The following is a 23,518-nucleotide window of genomic DNA, read 5'->3' as shown; positions in this document are numbered from 1 at the left end:
ACATGTATGTCAGTAAGATCAATGAAAAAAGTAAAATCAATCCGCTTATATGGAAACCACATACGGATAAAGTAGCGAGTGCTGGCAGCAGTGATATCAATAAAAAAACTCCGATTCGCTTCATCATATTATTTCCTTTTCTCATGTCATTTTCGCAATCTGAGATATACATATATTAGGCTTGCACTGGCCCCCAATTGGCTCCTTTCATTCGTTCAAAAGTAAAAACCTCTCCAAGTGTGATATGTTCCTCTCATAGTAGACAGAAAAGAGCAAGCCATCTAATCTGTCTATTATGGAGGGGATTTTTCTATGGGAGAAATAAGAAAAACTTACGATGTGAGCTTCAAGATAAAGACAGTGGATCTGTACCTCAAAAAGGGAATCGGATATAAAAACGTGGCACGAGAAATGGAGATTGACGCTTCGCTGGTTCGCCGATGGGCGAGACACTTTAAAGCCGAGGGAATGAAAGATCTAGAGGAAAACGAGACATAGCAAAAGGGCCAGGCATCGGCAGACCTCGAACACGCCCCGAAGATCCGGAGGTCAAGCTGAAACGCCTCGAAGCAGAAAATGAAATGCTAAAAAAGCTCTTGCAGATGTCAAAGGAGGGATGGAGGCTGTACCCAAGAGTAAAAAGTTTGCGGTGATCCAAGAATTGCTTAGTAAGGGACATAACTTCGTACTAATATGTAAACTGGACCGAGTGTCCAAAAGTGGTTTTTATAAGTGGATAACATGGAAGATGTTGTTTCACCCAAACAGCGGGAAGATGAAGCTATGAAGCTAAAAATCATAGCATGTGACGAGGAACTAAAGGGAATACACGGTTACCGCAGGATAAAGGTTTAATTGAATCAAATCTACAGCATACATATGAATCATAAGTGCGTACGGAGACTTATGGGTGAACTGGGGACCAAGGCGATCATTCGTAGGAAAAGACCCTACTATGCCAAGAAAGAACCCTAGGTCATTTCTGGCAATCATCTGAACTGGGAGCTTAAGGCTGACCTGCCGAATAAGAAGTGGGTAATAGACACCATTTACCTCATGTTCAATGGACAGAGACCCTACCCTTCCGCGATTCAGGATCTTTTTAACAACGTAATTGTTGCCTAACAGATCAGCCGCAGAAACGATTTGAGCCTGGTGTTAGATACGGTGAAAAAGGCAAGGAAGCGACAGGATGCTCGAGGTGTTCTACTGTATAGCGACCAAGAATTTCAATATACCTCTCGCCAATATACCAACCTGCTCAAGCGAGACGGAATACAGGCCGACATGTCCCGAAAAAGGAACTGCAGGGACAAGGCATGTATAGAGAACTTCTTCAGTCATTTTAAAACCGAGTGTTTCTATCTCCACTCCTTCCATTAGCTCAACAGGTGGAGAATGCCGTTCAAAAGTATATCCATTTCTACAACCATGAACGCTTTCAAGAGAAACTAAACAACCTGACTCCTTCTCAGGCTGCTTAATTATTGCTTTTTGATAGCTGTTTACTTTGCAGGAGCACTTCATGTTTGCGGATGCTTCTTAATTTACTTTGCGAAGAAACCAAGATCAGATAGCGACTTGACCTTCTTCGGCTTTTTATTTTCCACCTTACCAGCGTAGAGAATGATTTCGAATTCCCGGTTTCTGTTCTTGGCCTTCATGAGCGCTCTAATCTTTGGAATGGTCATATTAGTCTATTCTGAATCAGAAATACCATTACTCACGCATAGAGCCCAAAATTCTATCCAGTTTATTTTCCGATCATCCTCAGGAACCTCTTGGTCTTCTTCGTCGTAGGCTCATAAACTTCATCAGGTGGAAACAACCCCTTATAGAAATCGTTCTAAGAGGCCATCCAACTCCTTAATGCCCTCTTCGTCTACATTCTTGTATTCTTCCTCCGTCAGTCCTTCTACCAACACAAGGTTAAAGGCTTCCTTATGCAATGCTCAACTTTAGGCCAATCGACCTCGGCCCGTTCTTCTGTAGCTTCCCATTTTTCGCGACTAATCAAAAAAGAAAATTTATATTGATTGCCGCTCATGAGTTTGTCGTACCTGACGGATCAAAGCAATAGTTCCGATTTGTCACAACAAAAAAGAAGGTGGGAGAAGTTTCCCGACCTTCTTAGCATTCATATTTCTATGTCTGAATAATATCATCTTTTTTACAATGTTATCCATTTCAACTTTGAAGATAGGCTTTGGAGTAGTGGTAGTGTTTAATGGTTCTTATTACTGCCACTACGTTCTCTTGCCATGCTACACAATCCCCTCATAAATGCGTCTGCTTACTATGAGTGTAATTAGACAAACTGACGATGGAAATCGTACAGTCTTTTCTAAGGCGGCTACATATAATGTTCTATATATCATTAAGAATGGCTTAAACAGTCAACTTTAATATAGTAAGAGTGGTATTGGTAAAGTTATGAAGTTGGGCTGGGGTTGCACTTGCATTTACCAATTGAATAGTTGTAGGAACGACTCCTACAGTAATAATGACTTCTGCCGAAATTGGTCCGCCACCGTTACCCGTGAAGGGAACAGGGGTAACAGGGATTCCATTTACGGTAAGGTTAAAGTTAGCATCACCTTGGTTATGAATTGTAAAATCTATTAGATAGCTCCCCGTTTCGTTGATTGTTATCGTTGTAGATGGAGGAGTGAAAGTAAATGCACCACCAACATTAGCTAAAACTCCTGTAAAGGTAATTGGTGAGTTACCCGGAACTGTGTCAGTTCCCGTACCAGGATCTGCTCGGAAAACACTTAAGAAGTCTGTTATCCCGGCTCCTGCAGGCCCTGCTGCCCCCGTTGCTCCTGCTGGTCCTACCGCCCCCGCTGGACCTGCTGGACCTACCGCTCCTGCCGGTCCCACTGGTCCTGCTGGTCCTACTGCTCCTGCTGGTCCTGTTGGTCCGACAATTCCTTGAAAACCTTGTAGCCCTTGCTGGCCTTGAGCGCCTGGAACTCCCTGTGGACCCGGCAGTCCCTGCGGTCCCTGAGGTCCTTGAGGTCCTCGGATCCCTTTAACAATAACTTTCGGTAACACTTTGACTTTTTTAACTACACATCTTCTAAATTTTCTCCGATGCATATTCTTCTGCCAACAATAATGTCGAAACATAATTAATGGTCACCTCCAAAGTCTAGTCAAAGTAGCTTATTGTGCAATTAACCAAAAAGATTGGGCTATTGACTTCATTTCAGGAAAATAGGCATAGGTCTGACCCTATCGTGTTAGCATTATTACAGCTCATCCTTCGAAGCTTAATACCCAGTTCAATCAACCGGTCCAAATCCTACACTGTCTGTATTTTTATATTTCCAGCTTGCAAATCCTTTACCCAAAAAGGGAGATGAGATAATGACTAGATTGTTAGATGCTCGAACATCTCAAAACGCAAGTTACGGTAATACAATCTCTATTCCCTTGCCAGCCATACACCCGTTGCCATTGCTGAGCTTGGCTTAGATGTAACGGGCGCAGGGGAAAACATGCGTGTACAATTATCCGGGATAGCTGAGCTTGCATTTCCTACCCCACCACCATTCGACTCCGTTATTTCTTTTTCCATTGTTAGAGGCAATTTCGATTCGCTTGTTGCTTACGCCCTTTACTCTGTAAGTGTCTCCGAAGCAAACCCAAACGCTGTACAGGTCGTCACCATAAATGCTTCCGATTACAATATCCCTCTACTACCTTCAAATGAATTGGTGTATACCTTATATCTATTTTGCACAGCAGATGCTACCCGAATAGGAATAGAAAGTTTTAATGCTGTTGCCTACTCAGATTAAAATTGAACCATAACATGGAGGGCAAAGCCCTCTTATTTTTCTTCTATCTGTCCTTGAGAGACGATACTTTCCATCTGTCGTTCTTTTTTGGTATAGTTTACTTAAAGGGGTTGATCAAATGGGATTCATGCTTATTTTTATTGCGATTATTTTTTTCTCACTTGGTATTTTAAGTAAACGAAATCCCACTTGGGGATGGCGTGTAAACGAAGCCTGGAAGATCAAAGGTGACTCTGAACCAAGTGATGCTTACATTGATGACATGAAATTTAGAGGCTCTGTTTCGATACTCTTTGGGTTCTTCTTTTTAACATGTGGACTTTTAGTTATATTCCTGTAAATTCTACTATCTGTTTTCAATCCTCAAAATACCCTTATCCAAAAGACACTTGCTGTTTAGCTGAAGCTCCTAAAATATCATTTAGCATATTTTCAAAAACAGAAATCTGTTTCTTATCCATAGTTTCCACTAATCGAACTTCCTTAATCTTAGACCGGCCTGCCGCTGTAATAAGTAGTAAAGATCATTTTTCTCCCATTGTATTTACTCATCTAACCAGTCACCCTATAAGGAAGAACAATGTAGAAACTCGACTCGTCACTCTGGAAAGCGAGCGACTTAGAGGAACTAGTATACCCGAGTGTAGTCACTTCGTTTTCAAAGACTTTCAAGACATCCAACACATATTTTGCATTCAGCGTTAGTTTAAAAATTTTCCCCTTGAAAGCGATTGGCGTTATGCTTTCTGTTCGGGCAAACGCATATATAACATCATGCGCTATTGCTACTTGAAGCTAGGGCTACAATGAAGTATGTACAGGAGAGACTTGGACATAGTAGCATCCAAATAACAGCCAACGTTTATGCACACATCTCCAAAAAATAGAGATGAATAGCATGGAGAACTATGAGTCTGTTACTGAAAATTTATTCTGATAATAAAATTTTTGGGGGCAATTAGGGGGCAATTATAAATAAACTTAATAAAATTTTTTACCTACCACAAACAAAAAAATCCCTCAACGCTTAGAGCGCTAAGGGATTTCCCATTTTAGTAAAGAGTTAGATATTGATCGCGTTCCCATTGATGCACTTGGGTGCGATACATATCCCATTCAATTTCCTTAAGCTCATAGAAGTAGGCCAGAGCATGGTCGCCCAGTGCGTCAGAGATAACTTCGCTCCGAATAAGCTCAGACAAAGCTTCTTTCAAGTCTGCTGGCAGACTTGGAATGCCTTCTTCAATCCGCTCTTCCTCAGACATTACGTAAATGTTACGATCAATCGGAGCTGGCAGAGCCAACTGACGTTTGATACCATCCAAACCTGCTCTCAGCATCACTGCCAAGGCCAAATAAGGATTCGCTGCCGGGTCAGGGTTACGAACTTCAACGCGAGTGCTCAGACCACGGGACGCAGGAATCCGAATCATTGGACTGCGATTGCTTGCAGACCAAGCCACATAACAAGGCGCTTCATAACCTGGTACGAGACGTTTGTAGGAATTTACCGTTGGATTCGTGATCGCTGCCATTGCACGTGCATGTTTAAGAATACCAGCCATATAGTGGCGGGCCGTCTGGCTTAATCCGAGTTCGTCCGTTTCATCATAAAATACGTTTTCATTGTCCTTAAACAACGATTGATTGCAGTGCATACCGGAGCCATTTACACCAAACAAAGGTTTTGGCATAAAGGTAGCATGCAAACCATGCTGACGAGCAATCGTCTTAACAACAAGCTTGAACGTTTGAATCTGGTCGGCAGCTTTAATCGCATCTGCATATTTAAAGTCAATTTCATGCTGACCAGGTGCAACTTCATGATGAGATGCTTCAATTTCGAAGCCCATCTCTTCAAGCTTAAGTACAATTTCACGACGACAGTTTTCACCCAGATCCATCGGAGCCAGGTCAAAATACCCGCCTTGGTCATTTAGTTCTGTAGTTGGCTCGCCTTTTTCATCCGTTTTGAACAAGAAGAATTCAGGCTCTGGTCCGACATTCATCGAAGTGTAACCCAACTCTTCTGCTTCCTTAAGTACACGTTTCAAGATGCCCCGCGGGTCACCTGCAAACGGAACTCCATCCGGCTTGTAAATATCGCAGATCAAACGAGCTACACGATCCGAGGTTACCCAAGGGAATACCACCCAAGTGTCCAAATCCGGATATAAATACATATCAGATTCTTCAATACGCACATAACCTTCTATGGAAGAACCGTCAAACATCATTTTATTATCCAATGCTTTTTCCAGTTGACTAACCGGAATTTCAACGTTCTTAATAGTGCCCAGCAAATCTGTAAATTGCAAACGAATAAAACGAACATTTTCTTCTTTCGCAATCCGAAGGATATCTTCTCTGCTATAACTCACTCTAACCTCTCCCTTTCTGTAACAACTATATACGAATCTGTTGTTCTATAAATTACTTAAATGATAAGACCTGATTTTAAAGTAAAACTACCTTATACCAAGAGGTAAGTCAAAGCATTATCTCTTATTGAAGAACCGTGATAATTCGCCTTGGATTAGGGATACCTGTCCTGGTCTTTTGCCTGCAACAAGTTGTTGTTTCAGTAAGCGGTGAAGCTGAGTATCGGACATTTCACGGCGTTTGACTTCCGTATCTGCAGTAATAACCGTAGCTTCCTCCGATTCCTTGGTAACCGGATTCATGACTTGTTTAATTCCTGCAATGTTAACACCCTTCTCGATCAACGCCTTAATTTCAAGCAGACGCTCTACGTCATTAAAAGAAAAAAGACGTTGGTTTCCCGATGTACGGGCAGGAACTATCAAGTTATGCTGTTCATAATAACGAATCTGACGTGCTGACAAGTCCGTTAGCTTCATGACAATACCTATTGGAAATAAGGCCATATTTCTGCGAATTTCGTCGCCCATTTGTCATCAACCTTCCAGTGATCTATTATTCACCTTATTGTACATTTAGCTGATGCAAAGTGTCAATGACATGTTAGAAAAACTCACAATAATTTACGTTCTTTCATCGTTTGCAGAGCCATAAGCACTCCAAATTTAACATGAGAGTAGGTTAAGCCCCCTTGCATGTAACCAATATAAGGCTCACGAATCGGAGCATCTGCGGATAGTTCCAAACTTCCCCCTTGTATAAACGTACCTGCTGCCATGATAACTGGATGCTCATAACCCGGCATATCCCACGGCTCTGGCACCACATGGCTATCCACGGCAGCCGCACGCTGAATGCCCTGTACAAAAGCAATTAGATGCTCTGGTCCGCTAAAAGAAATAGCCTGAATCAAATCCGTACGCTCCTCATGCCAGGCAGGTTTGGTCTCAAATCCCATCTCCTCAAAGACCGCAGCTGCGAATACACTCCCTTTAACCGCTTGCCCAACCAGTGTTGGGGCAAGGAATAGTCCCTGAAATATGCCTCGTGTGGTACCTAACATGGCACCTACTTCTCCACCGATTCCAGGTGCAGTTAATCGGTAGGATGCCAGCTCTACATACTTTTGTTTGCCGCAGATATATCCACCCGTTTCTGCAATGCCACCACCGGGATTTTTAATCAACGAACCTGCCATCAAATCGACACCGACCTGAGTAGGTTCCAGCTTCTCGGTAAATTCACCGTAGCAATTGTCAACAAAGACAATGACGTCAGGTTTTATTTCTTTCACACGTGCTGTCATTTCTTCAATATCTGCTACACTAAACGAAGCTCTCCAATCATAACCGCGTGAACGCTGAATACCGATCACTTTGGTATTGACATGGATCGCAGCCTCCACCGCTTCCCAGTCCACTTTGCCTTCTGCTGTCAGGGCGGTTTCTCCATAAGTAACGCCAAAATCCTGCAATGATCCTGTTCCGTCGCCGGGCTTACCAATCACTTTGTGCAGGGTATCATAAGGCCTCCCGGTAATGTATAACAGTTCATCCCCTGGACGCAGCACACCAAATAAAGCAGTGGCAATTGTATGAGTACCCGAGGCAAAATGCGGACGCACCAACGCTGCCTCCGCACCGAACACATCCGCATAGACTTCCTCCAGCACCTCACGCCCCCGGTCATTGTAAGCATATCCCGTAGAACCCGCAAAATGAAAATCACTCACTTGCTTCCGCTGGAATGCCTGAATTACCTTCCACTGATTTGAATCTACAATATGATCTATGTGCTGTATACGTTCTTGTATTTTATGTTCTGCCGTTTCCTGAATTTGCTGAATTTCTGGACTAAAAACTACCATTTACCTTCTTGACCCTCTCTCTTACGCAGCCTTAGGCTATTCATGTTATATTATTGTTCAGTTTGAACGATGAGCATTATCATTTTATTGACCCAAAAACATCATTACATGTTAACCTTCTGTGAACTCGCTGAGTGCATGACCATACTTTTCGTACTCGCCTCTTTGAATTTCAACCTCATAAATGACATCATTTCCATCATACTCTGTCAGCAGTACATCTCCGATTCGATAAAGCACCGAGGTTAAATCCCCACGTTCCGCAGGAATGCGGAATCTCAGCGTATCACCGCTCAGATGCTCTTGAATCAGTTCACGAATGCGCAGCAAATCGCCTTCATCAAAAGCGCTAATTTTCAAATAGCCCTCCCCAGAAGGAAGCATTTCCAGTTGCTCAGGGGTACAGGCATCTTTTTTGTTAAATAATACGATCTGAGGCTTGTCCGCAGCCCCTAGCTGTTGTAAGATCGTCTCTACAACTTTCATCTGTTCGTCTCGCATATCCGAGGAAGCATCCACGACATGCAAAATGAGATGAGCCTCATTCGCCTCCTCCAAAGTAGCCCGGAAGGAAGCAACCAAATCATGAGGAAGATTTTGGATAAAACCCACCGTATCCGTAAGAATAACTTCTTTTCCACTCGGTAGCTCCATTGTTCTGGAGGTAGGATCCAGCGTCGCAAACAGTTGATTCTCAATATATACATCGGCTGCTGTCAGTTGCTTCAACAGCGTCGATTTGCCCGCATTGGTATAGCCAACAAGTGCCACCTGAACAATACCGCTCTTTTGTCTGCGCTCCCTGTGCAAATACCGGTGGCGGGTCACTTCCTCCAGTTGGCGTTTCAGATCACTGATTCGATCACGAATATGACGGCGGTCTGTCTCCAGCTTGCTTTCACCAGGACCACGTGTCCCGATTCCACCACCGAGACGCGAGAGATTTTTGCCATGTCCAGACAAACGTGGGAGTAAATATGACAACTGCGCCAGTTCAACCTGAATAATACCTTCCCGTGTTTTTGCACGTTGTGCAAAAATGTCCAAAATCAATTGTGTCCGGTCAATAATTTTGAGATCCAGACTTTCTTCCAGATTCCGTACTTGGGCCCCCGAGAGCTCCTGATCAAAAATAGCTGTATTCGCTCCCAATTCTTCAGCAACTGCGCGCAATTCCTCTACTTTTCCTTTACCAATAAACCATTTTGAATCCTTAGCTTCCTTATTCTGTGTCAGGACGCTCAATACTTCAACTCCCGCTGTCTCAGCCAGTTTCACCAGCTCATCCAACGAGTATTCCGTATTGATGCCAGATCGTTTGACTTCATCCGTAATTAGACTAACCAGTACCGCCTTGTCCTGCATTTCGGTTTGTGTATCATGAGTGGAGTTCGCCATATTGTTTGCTCCTTTATTTTCATGTCAACTCTCGAACAGAGACCGACCTGATGTTCAGGCCGGCCCCCGCTCGATGTCATACCATTCGATGTGATTCAGATTCCTATTATCGCCTATCTTTTGTCCATTTTCAAATCCTCTGGACGCAGCGTCATCAATTCCTGTTTGCCAGGTTGCCCGCTCCGGTACTGATTGAGCAACCTGACAGCTTGGTGCCGAATCGCTTTTTCAATCACGTTACGAACATATCGTGCATTACTAAATGCATGAAGACTGTCATTACGCTCGTTTAGCAAATGCTCCTTCATTTTAATTATGGACTGAGGCATGAGAATATAATCCCGCTCCTTGGCCATCATCTCGGAAATTTGGATAAGCTGATCCACAGTGTAATCAGGAAAATCCAACTGGATTGGAAAGCGAGAAGGAAGACCAGGATTTGTTCGTAGAAAAAAGTCCATTTCCCCCGAGTATCCAGCGAGAATCAAAATAAATTGATTTTTTTGATCTTCCATTGACTTTACCAAGGTATCAATCGCTTCTTTTCCAAAATCCTTTTCCCCTCCGCGTGCCAAACTGTAAGCCTCATCAATGAACAACACGCCGCCAAGAGATTTCTTTACCAGATCTCGCGTTTTTTGTGCCGTATGGCCAATATACTCACCGACCAGATCAGCCCTCTCTACCTCAATCAGATGACCTTTGCTCAGTACACCCATTTTTTGAAGCATTTTAGCGATAATGCGGGCTACTGTCGTTTTCCCTGTACCTGGATTTCCTTTGAAAATCATGTGATATACGTGTGCATTGCTCAATAATCCCGCATCCGTGCGCATATGGGCGATTTGCAAAAAGGCATATACCTCAAATACCAGGTCTTTGATGTTATCCAAGCCGACGAGATGATCGAGTTCTTTCTGAATTTCCTGATAAAGACTGAGATACTGCGGTAGCGCCTGTGACTTGGTTGAAGCCACTGCTTCCGTCTCGTCCACAGTCACCGAAGCTATCGGCTCCGGGCTACGCAGCACGACATTAATTTGTCTGGAAGGTCTCTCCTCCGACCGCTTGCCCGCGGCGATTCCCCGTCCGTTCATGCATCCATCACCTCAACATTTCTTCAGGCACAGCTTACCCTACTAATGTATTCGGTCTGGCATGTCCTTATTAGCATAAAAGCAACGGGAACGTGCACAAAGCCTTTTCTTTAATTCAGGCAACCCAAGTTTGAGCGCTGATCCACCACCGTTGCAGCGTCCATTTAGCGTATGCCAATACTTCTCTTGATTGATGAATTGGCATATTCAGCACTTTGGATTCCGTCAGTGCCATCTGAGGATGATCAAATTTCAAGAATTGAGCAATCTCCATCGCCCGAGGGCCATGATAGCTATGTGTGATGAGCACGGTGGAGGTCCATCCATATTCATTCATGATGCGCTGGCTATAGAGCAGATTTTCGTAAGTACTGGTCGCATGGTTTTCCAACACAATATGCTGTACAGGGACCCCCCTATCTACTAAATAGCGTTGCATGCCCTCAGCCTCCGTATACGGAAAATCCGGTTTATCCAGTCCCCCACTTACAATTAGACGCTGTACCGTCCCGTTGCGGTATAAGCGCAATGCTTCTTCCAGCCTTTCCTTCAATCCAGGACTGGGCACAGCCCCCCACATAGAAGCACCTAGTACGATTCCAATTTGCACTTGCTTGAGCGGAGTGGTAGAGGCGGCTGTATTCATGTCCCACACTCGGATACCTGCCCATACCAACCCGACCAAAATGAAAATCATCAAACAAAGTACAAGACGCTTGGATACCATAGATATCTTCTTAAGGCGACTCTGCCCGCTTTTCAACTCAGGGCGTTTGGGCCCAGTGTCTTTAATCCACTGCAAAACTTTCACCGTTCTCTCTTGAAATCACCGTTGTGAAACCATTCTGCCCGGTGTTTCAGCGACATTTTAAAATAGGGGAACACGTGGGCATCTATCTGATGTAACACATCAGCCGCTGTACGGTTAGCCAATTCTGCCTCTTGCGTTGAGATATGCCCCCGTTGTAACGCCTCCTCCAATTCATCCTCATCCACTAGGAAGATTTCACCGTTTTTAAGCACCACAACATCCAAATACAAATCGTCAAACCATGGGACTCCTTGATCGGTCACACCCTGATTTCGGCAAGTATCAATGTACCATTCAACGATTTGCTCCCGGTTGTCAAACATAGCAGTCACCACATAGTGCTCACCTTTTGGATAATATTGTAGCCAGGAATATCCTTTATCGGCTATGCAAAACGTATGACCACCGTAACTTTTCCATAACGGCTCCTTGAGACTCAAAATTGTATACAGGGTCACATATCCTGTAAACGCGTCACTTTCTACATACCGGCAAGCAAACTTGCGATTGGTGATTCTGCGCCAGTTGGCCCGGTCTCCGAATTTGCGCTTCATAAATGATGTTCCTCTCCAACATTGGTAAAACCAGCTTACCATATTTAAACTGTACACTCAAAAAGAACCCCTTTACTAAAGCAAAAAAAGGTATTCTCAGACCGTGAAACGGTCCGAAAATACCTTTGATTTGAAGCAAATTCAACTTACATAAAGCAATACTTGCTAATCCCGATTGTGACGTCCACGATTGGAGTTCGAATGACCGTTGGAATTGCCTTCTTGAGTTCCATCCGTTGTGACTTCAGTCGTAGATGCATCCGTATTTTCTGGATTTACCATAGTATCTTCATCAGAAATACCTGTATCCGGTGTAGTAGTCTGACCATTTTCCTGATTTGTATCGTTTCCATTGCCGGAATTGCTATTATTGTTGCCTGTGCCTCCAGCACCATTCCCACTAGTATCTCCAGGAGATGCCGGAACCTGACCTGAGCCATTATTGTTGTTGATACCGCCAGGAACTGTATTTCCATGATCTGTACCGTTTTCTCCGTCTGTAGCCCCGCCATTATCCGGTAAGGTTCCATTCTCGTTTGGATCAGTCCCTTGTTGTGGATCAACCGGAGTAGTCTCTGCCGGAATTTCCACACGGATCGTATTAGAAGCCTCGGATTCTTTGCCATCCGCTCCATAAGCCACTACATAATATTCATACGTGTTTCCAGCTATAGGAGACGTATCTTCACCACTCGTGCCCTTCATGGCCTCCATGATTGTTGCAAAGCCTGCATCAGAAGTCCCTTTGCGATACACACGGTATTGTACATTATCCCCCGTCGCCGCAGTCCAGGACAACGATACAATTTGGGTGTCATGACTATAAGACCCGCTCAGCCCGCTTGGAGCGGTAGCCTGAACCGGCTCTTCTGGCTTCTGCTCAACTGGTGGTTCATATCCCTTCGGCTCGCTGAATTGCGTAACCGGGTGTCCCTTGAGAGCTTCACCCATGACTCTTCCGAAAAAGGCTGCCGACTGCCCACTGTAGTTTCTGAGCATATGTTTGCTGTCCGGCTTATCATAACCCATCCATACTGCTCCGGTATATTCTGGCGTATAACCGACAAACCAGATGTCCCGGTTACCACTGTTACCGCTAATTCCACTTTGGGTCGTACCCGTTTTACCAGCTACAGGCCAGTCAATACGTGCTTTGCGACCTGTACCGCTATTGACTACATTTTGCATCATTTGTGTCATTTCATAAGCCGTTTTTTCACTCATTACAGATTTAGTATCCTCTTCATGAGTATAAACAACTTGATCATCACTATTGTTAATTTGCTTAATAGAATAAGCTTTTTGGAATTGTCCTTTATTGGCAAAAGCGCTGTACGCCTGCGCCATTTCAAGGGTATTCGTTCCTTTGCTTAATCCACCCAATGCGATAGCAAGTGAGTGATCATTTTTGTCCATCGGAATGCCTACGCTCTCGGCAAATTGAACCCCTTTTTCCACACCGATTTGGTTCAGCAACCATACAGGCGGAATATTTTCAGACTTCGTAATGGCATCGAGCATGCTGATGGTTGATGAGTAACCATGCAAGTTTTTCGGACTGTATCCGTTAAAACTCTGGCGTTCGTTACTCAAAGGGGTATCCATCGTAAATTTACCGGATTCAAGAGCTGGCGCATAGGCTACAATCGGCTTAAAGGCCGATCCTGGCTGTCTGCGGCTCTGTGTCGCACGATTGAAGGTTCCCTTTTTATAATCTCGTCCGGGTGCCATCGCGGCAATTCCACCTGTTTGGTTGTTAATAATGACCATCGAGGCTTGAACAGGCTGATCGTCAGGACTTTTTTCGAACATGTCATCATCTGCCATCGCCTGATCAAGCGCATTTTGGGCCTGGGCATCCATTGTCGTATGAATCTTATAACCACCAATAATCAAATCATTGCCGCTAACTCCTGGCAGTGCATCCTCTGCCTCATCCATGACGTATTCCATAAAATTTTGATACTTTTGAACTTTTTCTGGTTGTTTGTAATTGTAATTTACAGCTTTGGCCTCTTCCATCTCTTGCTTTCCAATCATCCCCTGCTCAAACATCAGCTGGAGAACCACCGCACGTCGTGCCTTTGAGTTCTCCGGGTTACTGATCGGATTATACTTGGATGGCCCTTTCGGAATAGCTGCCAGTGTAGCAATCTGCCACAACTTTAAATCTTTTAAGTTCGTTTGCCCAAAATAGCCTTCCGACGCTGCTTTAATTCCAGAATACGAGCGTCCAAACCAAATCCGGTTCAGATAGAGGGTAATAATCTCATCTTTAGTCAACCTCCGCTCCAGCGCCATTGCGATGGATACCTCGGTCGCTTTACGGAAAAAGGTTTTGTCACGTGTCAAAAACAAGTTTTTGGCCAACTGCTGAGTCAGCGTACTGCCGCCCTCCACTGCAGAACGAGCCACGATATCCTTAACGGCTGCCCGGCCGATAGACCAAATATCAACCCCTTGATGCTCCATAAAACGCTTATCCTCGGTTGCGATAAATGCTTTTTTGAGCAGGTCTGGTATTTCTTCACTTTTAACAGGATCGCTTTTTTGCACAGACAACTCACCCATGAGCACACCGTTGCGGTCATAAACCTTCGATGTCTCGTTCACTGTAATTTTGTCCTTGTTGGCTTCGTAAATTTTTTCACCATTTATCATGACAAATAAATACCCGCCAAGTGCGCAAAAAATGGCTAAGGCTGCTGTAATAAACAGCGTCCACCCCACTCGCTTACCTGTTATTTTCTTTTTCTTGCCCTTCGGCTTCTCTTTAGATGTGTTTCTATTGCGATTGCCGGATCTGGACAATGAATCGTTTGGCATTCCCCTGACTCCCTTTCGCGAATAATCATATGATACCTAACATAAGCCTAAAGCTTGCTGTCGGCAGCATGAAAGTAAACGGAATGAAAAGAACAACCCTGATCAGGTTGCTCCCGGTCACATTCCTATACAGTTAGACGAGACGGACGCCTGAAAAGTTTCATGAACCCGGGCGACCGTCAAGCCGTAATCAGTTATCGCTAGCGTTATCCTGTTGCTGTACAAGCGATACATTGCGTTGCGGTGTAAAGGTGGAGATGGCATGCTTGTAAATCAGCTGTTGCTTTCCATCCGAGTCGATAACAATCGTAAAATTGTCAAATGCTTTAATCGTCCCTCGCACCTGAAATCCATTGATGAGGTATACCGTTACAGGTATAGAATCCTTGCGCAATTGATTCAGAAACGTATCTTGGATATTAATGGACTTGTTCATTTTAGCCGTACCCCCAATAATCATTTGGATTGTTTTGAAGTATATTCAAGGTCTGTCCGGAACTTTCCTGCTATAATTTCGTGTATTCGGGCTGCATGAGCAGAAAAATTTCCGAAATCAGTGACATCTACCCACTGGATATCCTTCATATGGCGAAACCACGAGAGCTGTCGCTTCGCAAAATGACGCGTATCCCGTTTTAGCCAAGTCACCGCCTCTTCCAAAGACACCTCTCCCCGCAGGTAGGAGGATATCTCTTTATAGCCTAGACCTTGCATGGAGATGGCATCGCTTCGCACTCCCCGTTCCATTAAGGAGGTTACCTCAGCAACAAGCCCTTGATCGAGCATCCCGTCAATTCGGTCTTCAATACGTTTATATAGCATTTGCCTATCCATTGTCAAACCTACGATGCAGAGTTGGTAGGGAGATTCCTTTTTTTGACTGGCAAGTTGAGAGCTAAGTGTCGTTCCGCTAACATGATAAATTTCCAGTGCCCGAACGACACGACGACGATCATTAGGATGCAGACGAAGTGCACTTTCGGGATCAACCGCCTGTAGTCGCGCATGAAGCGCGTCAGCTCCAAACTGTTCGGCATAGTCAAGCTGTTCCTGACGAAAAGCTTCGTCAGCCCCTACCTCGGAAAACTGGTATTCATAGCAGACTGATTCTACATATAAACCTGTTCCGCCTACGATAAACGGTAGCTTTCCTCTAGATTGAATATCAGGTATGAGACGACGACAGTCTTCCTGAAATTGAGCTACTGAATATGGGTATTCAGGCTCATGAATATCAATTAAATGGTGCTTGATTCCTTCCATTTCCTGTTCGGAAATTTTGGCAGTTCCAATGTCCATATGACGGTATACCTGCATGGAATCCCCGGAAATAATTTCCGCGTCAAATTGTCGAGCCATCTCGATGCTTAGTTTCGTCTTGCCAACCGCAGTCGGGCCAACAAGAACAAGTAGTTTAGGCTTAGGTGCCACTGTCAATATCAATCACTCCGTACACTGTTTTCGTTGTGCCCCGCTGCTCTACACGGAAGCCGAGGCGGGCAAATTCCCCGCTACCCCGTTTTTCTTTTAATACAATTGTTTTTCGTGCAATCCGTTTCGCATGAACAATACTTTCCTCATTCAACGCGTCTGGATTAGCCAACCCTCTCAATGGACCGATTGCGCTGGAATCGAGCAACGGATCACGAAACATAGGGTCAAAATAAATAATATCTATACTGCGATCCGGCAAACTGCGCAAATAGTCCAAATGATGACCAAAACGAACGTCAATGTTGGAAAAGGCCTGATCTACTTCAGCGTTGCCGGAACGGTAATGCCTCATTCCATCCTTGATTAAAGCATAGACGGGGAAAGAACTCTCCACAGCCGTGACTTGTCCAGAGCTTCCCGTTCCAATTGAAAATAGAAGAGAATCCGTACCAAGTCCTGCGGTGCAATCCAGTACAGTATCACCCGGGACGAGCCGGGCAGCCGTCAACATCGGGTCAGGTTCACCCTTTAATACCCGTTTGGCGCGAATGAAGCCCATACTCGGATGAAAAACCATCGGTGATTGTTCTGGGCTGATCAGTCTCACTCCGCCCTGCACCAGAACCAATGCTTGGCGGACTCTGTGAGCCGCGATTAGCTTAGCTACCGATATGCCACGACGAGGGGCATACAACACCCCTAACTCGGCTGCAAGCAGCTTCGCTCGCTCCACAACCTCAGCCGAGGGGGAATCCCCTGTCGTGACCAGTAATTCGACTTTTTTTTCCCGTAGCCTCGACCGCTCTTCTTCACGGTTTTCCCGATCCTGTAACATATATATACTCCCTTACATTACTCTTTTAAACAGCTTCTCTAAATCATATGTGGAAAAGGAAACCACAATAGGTCGCCCATGAGGGCAAGTATATGGTTGTTTGCACGCTGCCAAACGCTCTAGCAGCACGACAGCCTGTCGGTCAGTCAGCTTCTGGTTTGCTTTAATCGAGGCCCGGCAGGAGCACATGATCGAGGCTGCTTCCCGCAGCTTTGCAAGATCAATGGCTCTTTCCTCGAGCACCCATCCGGCCATTTCCTCAATAACATCCGCTTCTTCCCCTTGGGGAAGCCAGTACGGGTAAGAGCTGACACGGAAAGTTTGACCGCCAAAATGCTCCAAATACACCCCCGCCTGCTCAAACCAGTGCAGCCTTGTTTTCAACTTTTCTGTCTCGGAAGGCGTAAAATCCAGTGTAATTGGCAGTAGCAACTCCTGCGATACTGACTCGGGATTACCGAATTTTTCATAATAAAATTCATAATTGACTCGTTCATGTGCGGCATGTTGATCAATTAAATACAAGCCCTGGTCGTTCTGTGCAATCAGATATGTCCCGTGGTGCTGACCGATTAAATTCAGTTCAGGAAAAGTGGGCAGCTCTGGAACTTCTCCCGACACCGCTGCCAATTGCTCTGCATTTAGACGTTGCTGGCGAGGCTTCTGATCCGCGAAATGACGGGAATCCGTAGCGTGTCCTGCAATCGGCGGCACAGAAGATGGGTAAGCAGCAGAAGCAGCCGTTTCCTTTATCCCTCCACTGTATAAAGAAGATGTGCCTATTGCGGCATTATCTCCTTCGGGCGACTGTACAGTCGCTCCATCAGGGAGCGGCACGTCCCCTCTAACTTCACTCCCGTTGTTTTCTTCCACAAAATCTGCATCCAGTTCATCATCACTAATACTTTTACCTGAAAGGTTGTTTGCCCGTCCAATGGCTGAGAGGCTACCGCTGCTCGGACGTTGCTCACGCTCCTGGCTACCTCTGTTATTCTCTTCGTTTCTGTTCAAGTAATTGGATTGGCCCGGCACCTGGTTCTCCGGCGAGGTCACGGAAAGTGGCAGTGCTCCCCCCCGGTCTTTGCCGGAAGGAGCATCCCCTTCCGCACCATTTCCCTTCGAGAAGTGAAACTGCTCCTGCACAAACGAGCCACTGTCCTTGCCACCGATCTCGCGCTTGACTGCCTTCGGAATCAGCACTTGCTGCCCTAAAACAGCTTTTACCGAATCCTCGACCAACTGAAACAGTTCAGCTTCTTTGCTGAACCTTACCTCCAGCTTGGCAGGATGAACGTTAACATCCACCAAAGAAGGATGCATTTCCAGTTGGATCACAGCCAGCGGAAAACGATTGATCGGCAATAAGGTATGATACGCCTTGAGCAACGCCTGATTAAGCCCGTAGCTACGCACAAAACGTCCATTCACTACCGTCGATATCGCATTCCGATTCGATCTGGTCCACTCTGGGCGGCTGATATAGCCGCTAATTCGGTAATCGAGGCTCTCTCCTTCCAGCAGCAGCATGGACTTCGCCGCAGAAGTTCCATAAATAGCGGCAATCACCTGGAGCAAATCACCATTACCCAGCGTTTGCAACAATGTATTGCCATTATGCCGCAATGTAAAGGCAACCTCAGGGTGCGAAAGCGCCATTCGGTACAATACATCCGAAATGTGTCCCAGCTCGGTCTGGATTGTTTTCATATATTTCAGCCGTGCAGGTGTATTATAAAACAGCTCCCGTACGGTAAAATCCGTCCCTTGCCTACTAGCGGCATCCTCGTGAAGCACCAGCTTACCGCCCTCAATCACCAATTTACGGGCACGCCCGTCATCTCCGGCTGCTGTAAGCAACTCTACTTTCGATACAGCCGCTATACTTGGCAACGCCTCTCCCCGGAAGCCGAGACTTGTGATCTGAAACAGGTCGCGACCATGTCCGATTTTGCTTGTCGCGTGCCGATAGAATGCCGTTTCTACGTCTTCAGGCTCAATGCCACTTCCATTATCCGTCACCCGGATACTTTGCAGGCCGCCTTCTTCTACCCATACGTCCACCCGCGTACCGCCTGCATCAATCGCATTTTCCACCAGCTCCTTCACGACGGAGGCTGGACGTTCCACGACCTCACCGGCAGCAATCTGGTTCGCAATATGCTCATCCAATACTCGAATTTTAGACATCCTTTTAACCTCCTCCTGACTTCAAAGTGTGATGAAAAATAAGAATGTCACTTATTTTAACTACAGGCCATTGGCCTTGTTTTTTAATTCATTTAACAGCTGCATCGCCTGTAAGGGAGTCATGTTCATGACATCAGCATTTTTCACCTTGCGCAAAATTTGGCGCACAATCGGATTAGCTTCTACTGTCTCTGCATGGGGCTTGGAGGCGGCAAGCTCCTGCTCTCCGAAAATGGACAGCTGTACCACTTCGGTTGTTCCTTGCTCCAACCTGCTGGAATCCTCCACAGTCTGTAGAGTATCTTCTTTTACCAGGGTGGCCTGCTGTGATAAAGACTGAGTTGATGATGCAGTTTCTCCGCTTTCTCGCAATGTCTGGCCTGAATTATATTCGGTCAAAGAAGAAATATCTTCCGTCCCTGAAACTGTACGAAGATCAGTCCCTTCCTTCCCTCCTACTACTATCTCGGTACCTGCCGTTACTTGAGCTGCTGCCTGTTCAAAACCATTCAGCAGTCCATTCGCTCGCTCAATAATGTTATTGGGCAAGCCTGCAAGCCGAGCACAATAAATGCCATAGCTACTGCTAGCCGCTCCCGGTATGAGCTTGCGCAGGAAATTCACCTTGTCGCCGCTTTCCTGCACGGCCATAGAGTAATTTCGCAGCGAAGACAGGCCTTGCTCCAAATGCGCCAGCTCATGGAAATGCGTGGATACCAGCGCCTTACAGCCGATCGTGTCATGGACAAATTCGATGACTGCCTGTGCAATTGCCATCCCTTCACTAGTGGACGTACCTCGTCCCAGTTCATCAATAATGATCAAGCTTCTCGGAGTTGCTTTGTCCGTCATTACTTGGATATCTGCCATTTCGACCATAAACGTACTCTGCCCGCCGATGAGATCATCCGCCGCGCCGATCCGTGTAAAAATGCGATCCAGCATCGGCACCTTGGCACGTGCAGCTGGGACAAAGCAGCCAATTTGAGCCATAATTGCAATAAGCGCAACCTGACGCATATACGTACTTTTCCCAGCCATATTCGGCCCGGTGATAAGTAGAATATGCGCATCGCCTTCCTCCAACACCGTGCTGTTGGCGATAAAACCGCCATCTTTCATTACGGCTTCCACCACGGGATGGCGCCCCTGCTCCACTACGAAATCATATCCTGTAGTCAGCTCAGGTTTCACGAATCCCCGTTCCGCACTAACCGATGCCAGCGACTGATACACGTCAATTTCAGCCACTTGCTCTGCCAGCTTTTGCAAACGGGGAATTTCAGCGTTTAGTTTACTGCGAAGCTCTGTAAAAAGCGTGTACTCCAGATCAACCATTTTATCCTCGGCTTCCAGAATTAGAGATTCCTTTTCCTTCAACTCCGGTGTGATATACCGTTCCGCATTCGCCAACGTCTGTTTGCGTTCATATCGACCTTCTGGTAATGAAGCCAAATTGGATTTGGTCACCTCAATATAATAACCAAATACTTTGTTGTATCCAATTTTAAGTGACCGAATGCCGGTTGCTGCACGTTCCTTGGCCTCTAGCTCAGCGATCCAACGTTTACCGTTCACACTCGCCTCGCGCAGTTCGTCCAGACGCTGATGGTAGCCTTCCTTAATAAGACCTCCATCCCTTACGGAAATTGGCGGTTCATCCGCCACCGCTTCCTCAATCAACGCACACAGGTCTGTACAGCTATCCAGCGTTTGTGCAATCCGTCTCAGCGTCTTCGAAGGAGATTCAGCGCACAGCTCGCGTAAAGAAGGAATTTGGGCCAGCGACAGCTTGAGGGCGATCAGATCTCGTGCATTAGCACTACCAAAGGCGATCCGCCCAACTAGACGCTCCAGATCGTAAATCTCTTTAAGCTGAGCACGTACATCCTCTCGGAAAATAAACTGGTGGTATAGCTTGTCCACCGCCTCCAAGCGTTCCTCAATAAGACTGCTGCTCAACAGTGGCTTGTCAATCCAACGACGCAACAGACGGGCTCCCATGGAAGTCTCTGTGCGGTCCAACAGCCACAGCAACGAGCCTTTCTTGGAGCGTTCCCGTACCGTCTCCACCAGTTCCAGATTCCTGCGGGTAAATGGATCCAGAATCATAAAATGGTTTGGCTCATATACCGAGATTTGGGTCAATTGGCCTAACGATCTTTTTTGCGTTTCATTCAAATAGGAAATCAAGCGCGATACGCACTGTCTGCGTTCCTCCGTAAGCCTTGCCCACGTGGCTTCCCCAAATTGATCCCGAACCAAATCATCCTTGGATTTGTCCCAGGCCGTATACACAACACGCCGTCCAACGGGGGACATACGGGATGTCACAAAATCGAGCAGATGACCATCTCCCAACATTTCGGAAGGCTCATAAATGTTAATTTCATCTAGTAGCCATTCTTTCGAATCAGGCACAGAAGTCACATACAATTCACCTGTTGACAAGTCGCACGCCGCAAGCGCCAGCATCCCGTCCGTCTCTGTGACACATACCATGTAGTTGTTGGATTTGTCACCCAGCACCTTGCCTTCCATCACCGTTCCCGGGGTCACAACGCGGACAATATCCCGCCGTACCATCCCCTTTGTAGCTGAGGCTTCCTCCATTTGCTCACAGATGGCCACCTTATAACCCTTCTCAATGAGGCGCTGTATGTAATTTTCAGCTGAATGATAAGGCACGCCGCACATCGGAATTTTTTCCGTGGCGCCACCCTCACGACCCGTAAGTGTAATTTCCAGTTCCTTGGATGCAAGAATTGCATCATCGAAAAACATCTCGTAAAAATCTCCCAGACGGAAAAACAAAAATGCATCTTTAGCCTGCTCTTTTATGGATAAATACTGCTCAATCATCGGTGTATATTTGGACATACCGTTTACTAACCCCCACACTTTGTTCCGTTTAAACTTATAATTATCTCTCATTATATCAAAAATGACAGTTGATAACATGAAACCGTTCCTGGTGTCGACACTTGATTTTACGTAAGCTTCCAATATGGGCGCAAATCCCGTGATTCATCCCACTGTTTCCCCTTGCGGAGGCTGTCCAGCAATGGCGCTACATAAGCTTCATATTGCGAGTATATTTCCAGTGAAACCATATCCAAAATAAGAGGTTCCATATACTCCTTAAGCACAGATTGATTTCCTTCATAAAAGGCTCTGTGAGCCTCCTCCTGACCCAGCGGCCTACGTTGCAAACGCGGATATTGAGAAGCAATGAGAAACGCCATTCCAATCACACCTTTCGCCAGCTGTGGCGAAATAAGAAAACTGGGCAGTGTACGATATTCAAAGCCTCCATACGACTGACGGCGAAAATCACCCAAATTGCCATAATGCGGTCTGCGCCGGACCGCACGCTTGTCTTCCAGTAGCGCCAAAGGCAGTGCCAAATAGTTATCCAGTGCCCGGAGCAAGGCACCGTTTAGCGAAACCCCGCTGAAATGCAGATGTCCGCCCAGCGGAAAACCCGGTTGCGGCATCCCCCCCGCCTGCCAGATGAGTGTGCGGTCAGCAATGCGCCGGGCAGCTGTTGCAAAAGCTTGACGCAGATGCTTCAGTAGGCGGGCCGGATCTCCACTCGGCGCAGGACGAAGCTCAGCGACTGGATACAGTGTTCGTCCTCGACGAGTAACAGCATCGCAGCCGGCTATGCCAAGACGACCCAAATATCTTGAGGCCGGAACGACCCGTCCCTCTGGCATACGAACCAGCACAAATTCGGGGTCCATTCCGATGAGTAGTCGATCTCTCCCTCGTTCTGAAAGATTTTCACCCTCAATATCCCCTTCACGCGCAGCAATTTCATATAGCGTGGCCAAACGTCTATCGTTCAGCCATGGCTGTGCCGAGACTTCGCGCACCTGACAGCTGCGCTCCCCAAGCGGCGTCAGTACCACCTCACCACTGTCCAAACCCAGTGTGTACAAAGCACGTACAGCCAGCCGCTCCATCCGGACATAGAGCGGTGAATGTTGATCCAGCTCAGACAGATCGTATGCGCGGACTTTGGAAGGGCCTTCGATGGCACGTCTACGAATTTCCAACACTCGCAGTTGATGGATTTGCACCGCGTAGCCTATCGCAAAATCTGCTATACTGCTATCCATCCACTGCACCGCTATGCCTGAACGCTCCAGTCTACGCTTTTTTTCATCATTTGCCATCTGTCTGAAGCGTATGAGCGCCTGTCCCGGCTGCTGCATCATATCCCCCCCACGGACTACGTACGGATTTCAACCCAATTTCAATCCAAACAATAAAAAAGGAGGGCCTTTGCCCCCTGCGCAGAATCAGCCGGCGCAAA

Annotated in this window: 21 protein-coding genes; 5 read left to right on the top strand and 16 right to left on the bottom strand. The window is 46.2% G+C overall.

All coding sequences use genetic code 11. The features are described from left to right. Positions 1 to 312: 312 nt before the first annotated feature. The 4 genes from MHB46_RS00340 to MHB46_RS26150 all read left to right on the top strand — a co-directional run bounded on the left by MHB46_RS00340 (position 313) and on the right by MHB46_RS26150 (position 1,484). On the top strand, positions 313 to 498 hold the full coding sequence (locus tag MHB46_RS00340; RefSeq protein WP_238807837.1) for a transposase: 186 nt from the start codon (positions 313 to 315) through the stop codon (positions 496 to 498). 357 nt (positions 499 to 855) lie between these two features. Continuing rightward, entirely contained in the window at positions 856 to 975 is a 120-nt protein-coding gene (locus tag MHB46_RS26160; protein WP_367997077.1) for an IS3 family transposase, read from the top strand. A 153-nt stretch (positions 976 to 1,128) separates the two neighbouring features. Further along, a complete protein-coding gene (locus tag MHB46_RS26155) occupies positions 1,129 to 1,383 on the top strand; it encodes a DDE-type integrase/transposase/recombinase (protein ID WP_445667602.1) in 255 nt (84 codons plus the stop codon). Then, on the top strand, positions 1,356 to 1,484 hold the full coding sequence (locus tag MHB46_RS26150) for an IS3 family transposase (RefSeq protein ID WP_445667578.1): 129 nt from the start codon (positions 1,356 to 1,358) through the stop codon (positions 1,482 to 1,484). The genes MHB46_RS26155 and MHB46_RS26150 overlap by 28 nt, the downstream gene beginning before the upstream one ends. A gap of 904 nt (positions 1,485 to 2,388) precedes the next feature. Here MHB46_RS26150 and MHB46_RS00335 read toward each other — a convergent pair. Further along, a complete protein-coding gene (locus tag MHB46_RS00335; RefSeq protein ID WP_341161255.1) occupies positions 2,389 to 3,132 on the bottom strand; it encodes a BclA C-terminal domain-containing protein in 744 nt (247 codons plus the stop codon). 792 nt (positions 3,133 to 3,924) lie between these two features. On the opposite strand from MHB46_RS00335, the gene MHB46_RS00330 reads away from it, so the two are divergent. Next, complete coding sequence (locus MHB46_RS00330; RefSeq protein ID WP_165177070.1) at positions 3,925 to 4,146, top strand: DUF6199 family natural product biosynthesis protein; 222 nt, start codon at positions 3,925 to 3,927, stop codon at positions 4,144 to 4,146. A 212-nt stretch (positions 4,147 to 4,358) separates the two neighbouring features. Here the strand turns inward: MHB46_RS00330 and MHB46_RS00325 are convergent, their stop codons facing one another. The 15 genes from MHB46_RS00325 to MHB46_RS00250 all read right to left on the bottom strand — a co-directional run bounded on the left by MHB46_RS00325 (position 4,359) and on the right by MHB46_RS00250 (position 23,420). After that, positions 4,359 to 4,538, bottom strand: coding sequence for a hypothetical protein (locus tag MHB46_RS00325; RefSeq protein ID WP_274597340.1), 180 nt, complete (start codon positions 4,536 to 4,538; stop codon positions 4,359 to 4,361). Between the two features lie 320 nt (positions 4,539 to 4,858). Next, positions 4,859 to 6,187: a type I glutamate--ammonia ligase gene (gene glnA / locus MHB46_RS00315; protein ID WP_013310575.1), complete on the bottom strand. Its 1,329-nt coding sequence runs from the start codon at positions 6,185 to 6,187 to the stop codon at positions 4,859 to 4,861. Positions 6,188 to 6,304: 117 nt separating this feature from the next. Then, entirely contained in the window at positions 6,305 to 6,718 is a 414-nt protein-coding gene (locus tag MHB46_RS00310; protein WP_007430683.1) for a MerR family transcriptional regulator, read from the bottom strand. Between the two features lie 83 nt (positions 6,719 to 6,801). Beyond that, on the bottom strand, positions 6,802 to 8,055 hold the full coding sequence (locus MHB46_RS00305; RefSeq protein WP_341161254.1) for a methionine gamma-lyase family protein: 1,254 nt from the start codon (positions 8,053 to 8,055) through the stop codon (positions 6,802 to 6,804). A 111-nt stretch (positions 8,056 to 8,166) separates the two neighbouring features. Next, positions 8,167 to 9,453, bottom strand: a complete 1,287-nt coding sequence (gene hflX / locus MHB46_RS00300; RefSeq protein ID WP_013310577.1) for a GTPase HflX — start codon at positions 9,451 to 9,453, stop codon at positions 8,167 to 8,169. A gap of 113 nt (positions 9,454 to 9,566) precedes the next feature. Further along, complete coding sequence (locus tag MHB46_RS00295; RefSeq protein ID WP_025718768.1) at positions 9,567 to 10,550, bottom strand: AAA family ATPase; 984 nt, start codon at positions 10,548 to 10,550, stop codon at positions 9,567 to 9,569. Positions 10,551 to 10,665: 115 nt separating this feature from the next. Then, positions 10,666 to 11,361 (bottom strand): YdcF family protein, encoded by a 696-nt coding sequence (locus tag MHB46_RS00290; RefSeq protein ID WP_341161253.1) that lies wholly within the window; start codon positions 11,359 to 11,361, stop codon positions 10,666 to 10,668. Continuing rightward, positions 11,358 to 11,915 (bottom strand): DUF402 domain-containing protein, encoded by a 558-nt coding sequence (locus MHB46_RS00285; protein ID WP_013310580.1) that lies wholly within the window; start codon positions 11,913 to 11,915, stop codon positions 11,358 to 11,360. Before MHB46_RS00285 ends, MHB46_RS00290 begins: the two co-directional genes overlap by 4 nt. A 165-nt stretch (positions 11,916 to 12,080) precedes the next feature. Next, entirely contained in the window at positions 12,081 to 14,741 is a 2,661-nt protein-coding gene (locus MHB46_RS00280; RefSeq protein WP_341161252.1) for a PBP1A family penicillin-binding protein, read from the bottom strand. 190 nt (positions 14,742 to 14,931) lie between these two features. Then, on the bottom strand, positions 14,932 to 15,177 hold the full coding sequence (hfq, locus tag MHB46_RS00275; RefSeq protein ID WP_023989043.1) for an RNA chaperone Hfq: 246 nt from the start codon (positions 15,175 to 15,177) through the stop codon (positions 14,932 to 14,934). Positions 15,178 to 15,197: 20 nt separating this feature from the next. Beyond that, positions 15,198 to 16,178: a tRNA (adenosine(37)-N6)-dimethylallyltransferase MiaA gene (gene miaA / locus MHB46_RS00270; protein WP_341161251.1), complete on the bottom strand. Its 981-nt coding sequence runs from the start codon at positions 16,176 to 16,178 to the stop codon at positions 15,198 to 15,200. Then, positions 16,162 to 17,010: a class I SAM-dependent methyltransferase gene (locus tag MHB46_RS00265; RefSeq protein ID WP_250261174.1), complete on the bottom strand. Its 849-nt coding sequence runs from the start codon at positions 17,008 to 17,010 to the stop codon at positions 16,162 to 16,164. The genes miaA and MHB46_RS00265 overlap by 17 nt, the downstream gene beginning before the upstream one ends. Before the next feature lie 12 nt (positions 17,011 to 17,022). Beyond that, complete coding sequence (mutL, locus tag MHB46_RS00260) at positions 17,023 to 19,197, bottom strand: DNA mismatch repair endonuclease MutL (protein ID WP_341161250.1); 2,175 nt, start codon at positions 19,195 to 19,197, stop codon at positions 17,023 to 17,025. A 60-nt stretch (positions 19,198 to 19,257) separates the two neighbouring features. Next, positions 19,258 to 22,077, bottom strand: coding sequence for a DNA mismatch repair protein MutS (gene mutS, locus MHB46_RS00255; protein WP_341161249.1), 2,820 nt, complete (start codon positions 22,075 to 22,077; stop codon positions 19,258 to 19,260). Positions 22,078 to 22,187: 110 nt separating this feature from the next. Further along, positions 22,188 to 23,420 (bottom strand): putative amidoligase domain-containing protein, encoded by a 1,233-nt coding sequence (locus MHB46_RS00250; protein WP_341161248.1) that lies wholly within the window; start codon positions 23,418 to 23,420, stop codon positions 22,188 to 22,190. Positions 23,421 to 23,518 lie beyond the last annotated feature (98 nt).

Origin of the sequence: Paenibacillus sp. FSL H7-0703, from assembly GCF_038003485.1 — a bacterium.
GTDB classification, from domain to species: domain Bacteria; phylum Bacillota; class Bacilli; order Paenibacillales; family Paenibacillaceae; genus Paenibacillus; species Paenibacillus polymyxa_B.
Note: the sequence above shows the minus strand (reverse complement) of the source record. Positions and strands in the feature narration are given on the sequence as shown.

Coding starts and splice junctions, on each gene's coding strand:
- MHB46_RS00340 (WP_238807837.1), top strand. CDS start 313: ATGGGAGAAATAAGAAAAACTTACGATGTGAGCTTCAAGATAAAGACA.
- MHB46_RS00335 (WP_341161255.1), bottom strand. CDS start 3,132: ATGTTTCGACATTATTGTTGGCAGAAGAATATGCATCGGAGAAAATTT.
- MHB46_RS00330 (WP_165177070.1), top strand. CDS start 3,925: ATGGGATTCATGCTTATTTTTATTGCGATTATTTTTTTCTCACTTGGT.
- MHB46_RS00310 (WP_007430683.1), bottom strand. CDS start 6,718: ATGGGCGACGAAATTCGCAGAAATATGGCCTTATTTCCAATAGGTATT.
- MHB46_RS00305 (WP_341161254.1), bottom strand. CDS start 8,055: ATGGTAGTTTTTAGTCCAGAAATTCAGCAAATTCAGGAAACGGCAGAA.
- hflX (WP_013310577.1), bottom strand. CDS start 9,453: ATGGCGAACTCCACTCATGATACACAAACCGAAATGCAGGACAAGGCG.
- MHB46_RS00295 (WP_025718768.1), bottom strand. CDS start 10,550: ATGAACGGACGGGGAATCGCCGCGGGCAAGCGGTCGGAGGAGAGACCT.
- MHB46_RS00285 (WP_013310580.1), bottom strand. CDS start 11,915: ATGAAGCGCAAATTCGGAGACCGGGCCAACTGGCGCAGAATCACCAAT.
- MHB46_RS00280 (WP_341161252.1), bottom strand. CDS start 14,741: ATGCCAAACGATTCATTGTCCAGATCCGGCAATCGCAATAGAAACACA.
- hfq (WP_023989043.1), bottom strand. CDS start 15,177: ATGAACAAGTCCATTAATATCCAAGATACGTTTCTGAATCAATTGCGC.
- MHB46_RS00265 (WP_250261174.1), bottom strand. CDS start 17,010: ATGTTACAGGATCGGGAAAACCGTGAAGAAGAGCGGTCGAGGCTACGG.
- mutL (WP_341161250.1), bottom strand. CDS start 19,197: ATGTCTAAAATTCGAGTATTGGATGAGCATATTGCGAACCAGATTGCT.
- mutS (WP_341161249.1), bottom strand. CDS start 22,077: ATGTCCAAATATACACCGATGATTGAGCAGTATTTATCCATAAAAGAG.
- MHB46_RS00250 (WP_341161248.1), bottom strand. CDS start 23,420: ATGATGCAGCAGCCGGGACAGGCGCTCATACGCTTCAGACAGATGGCA.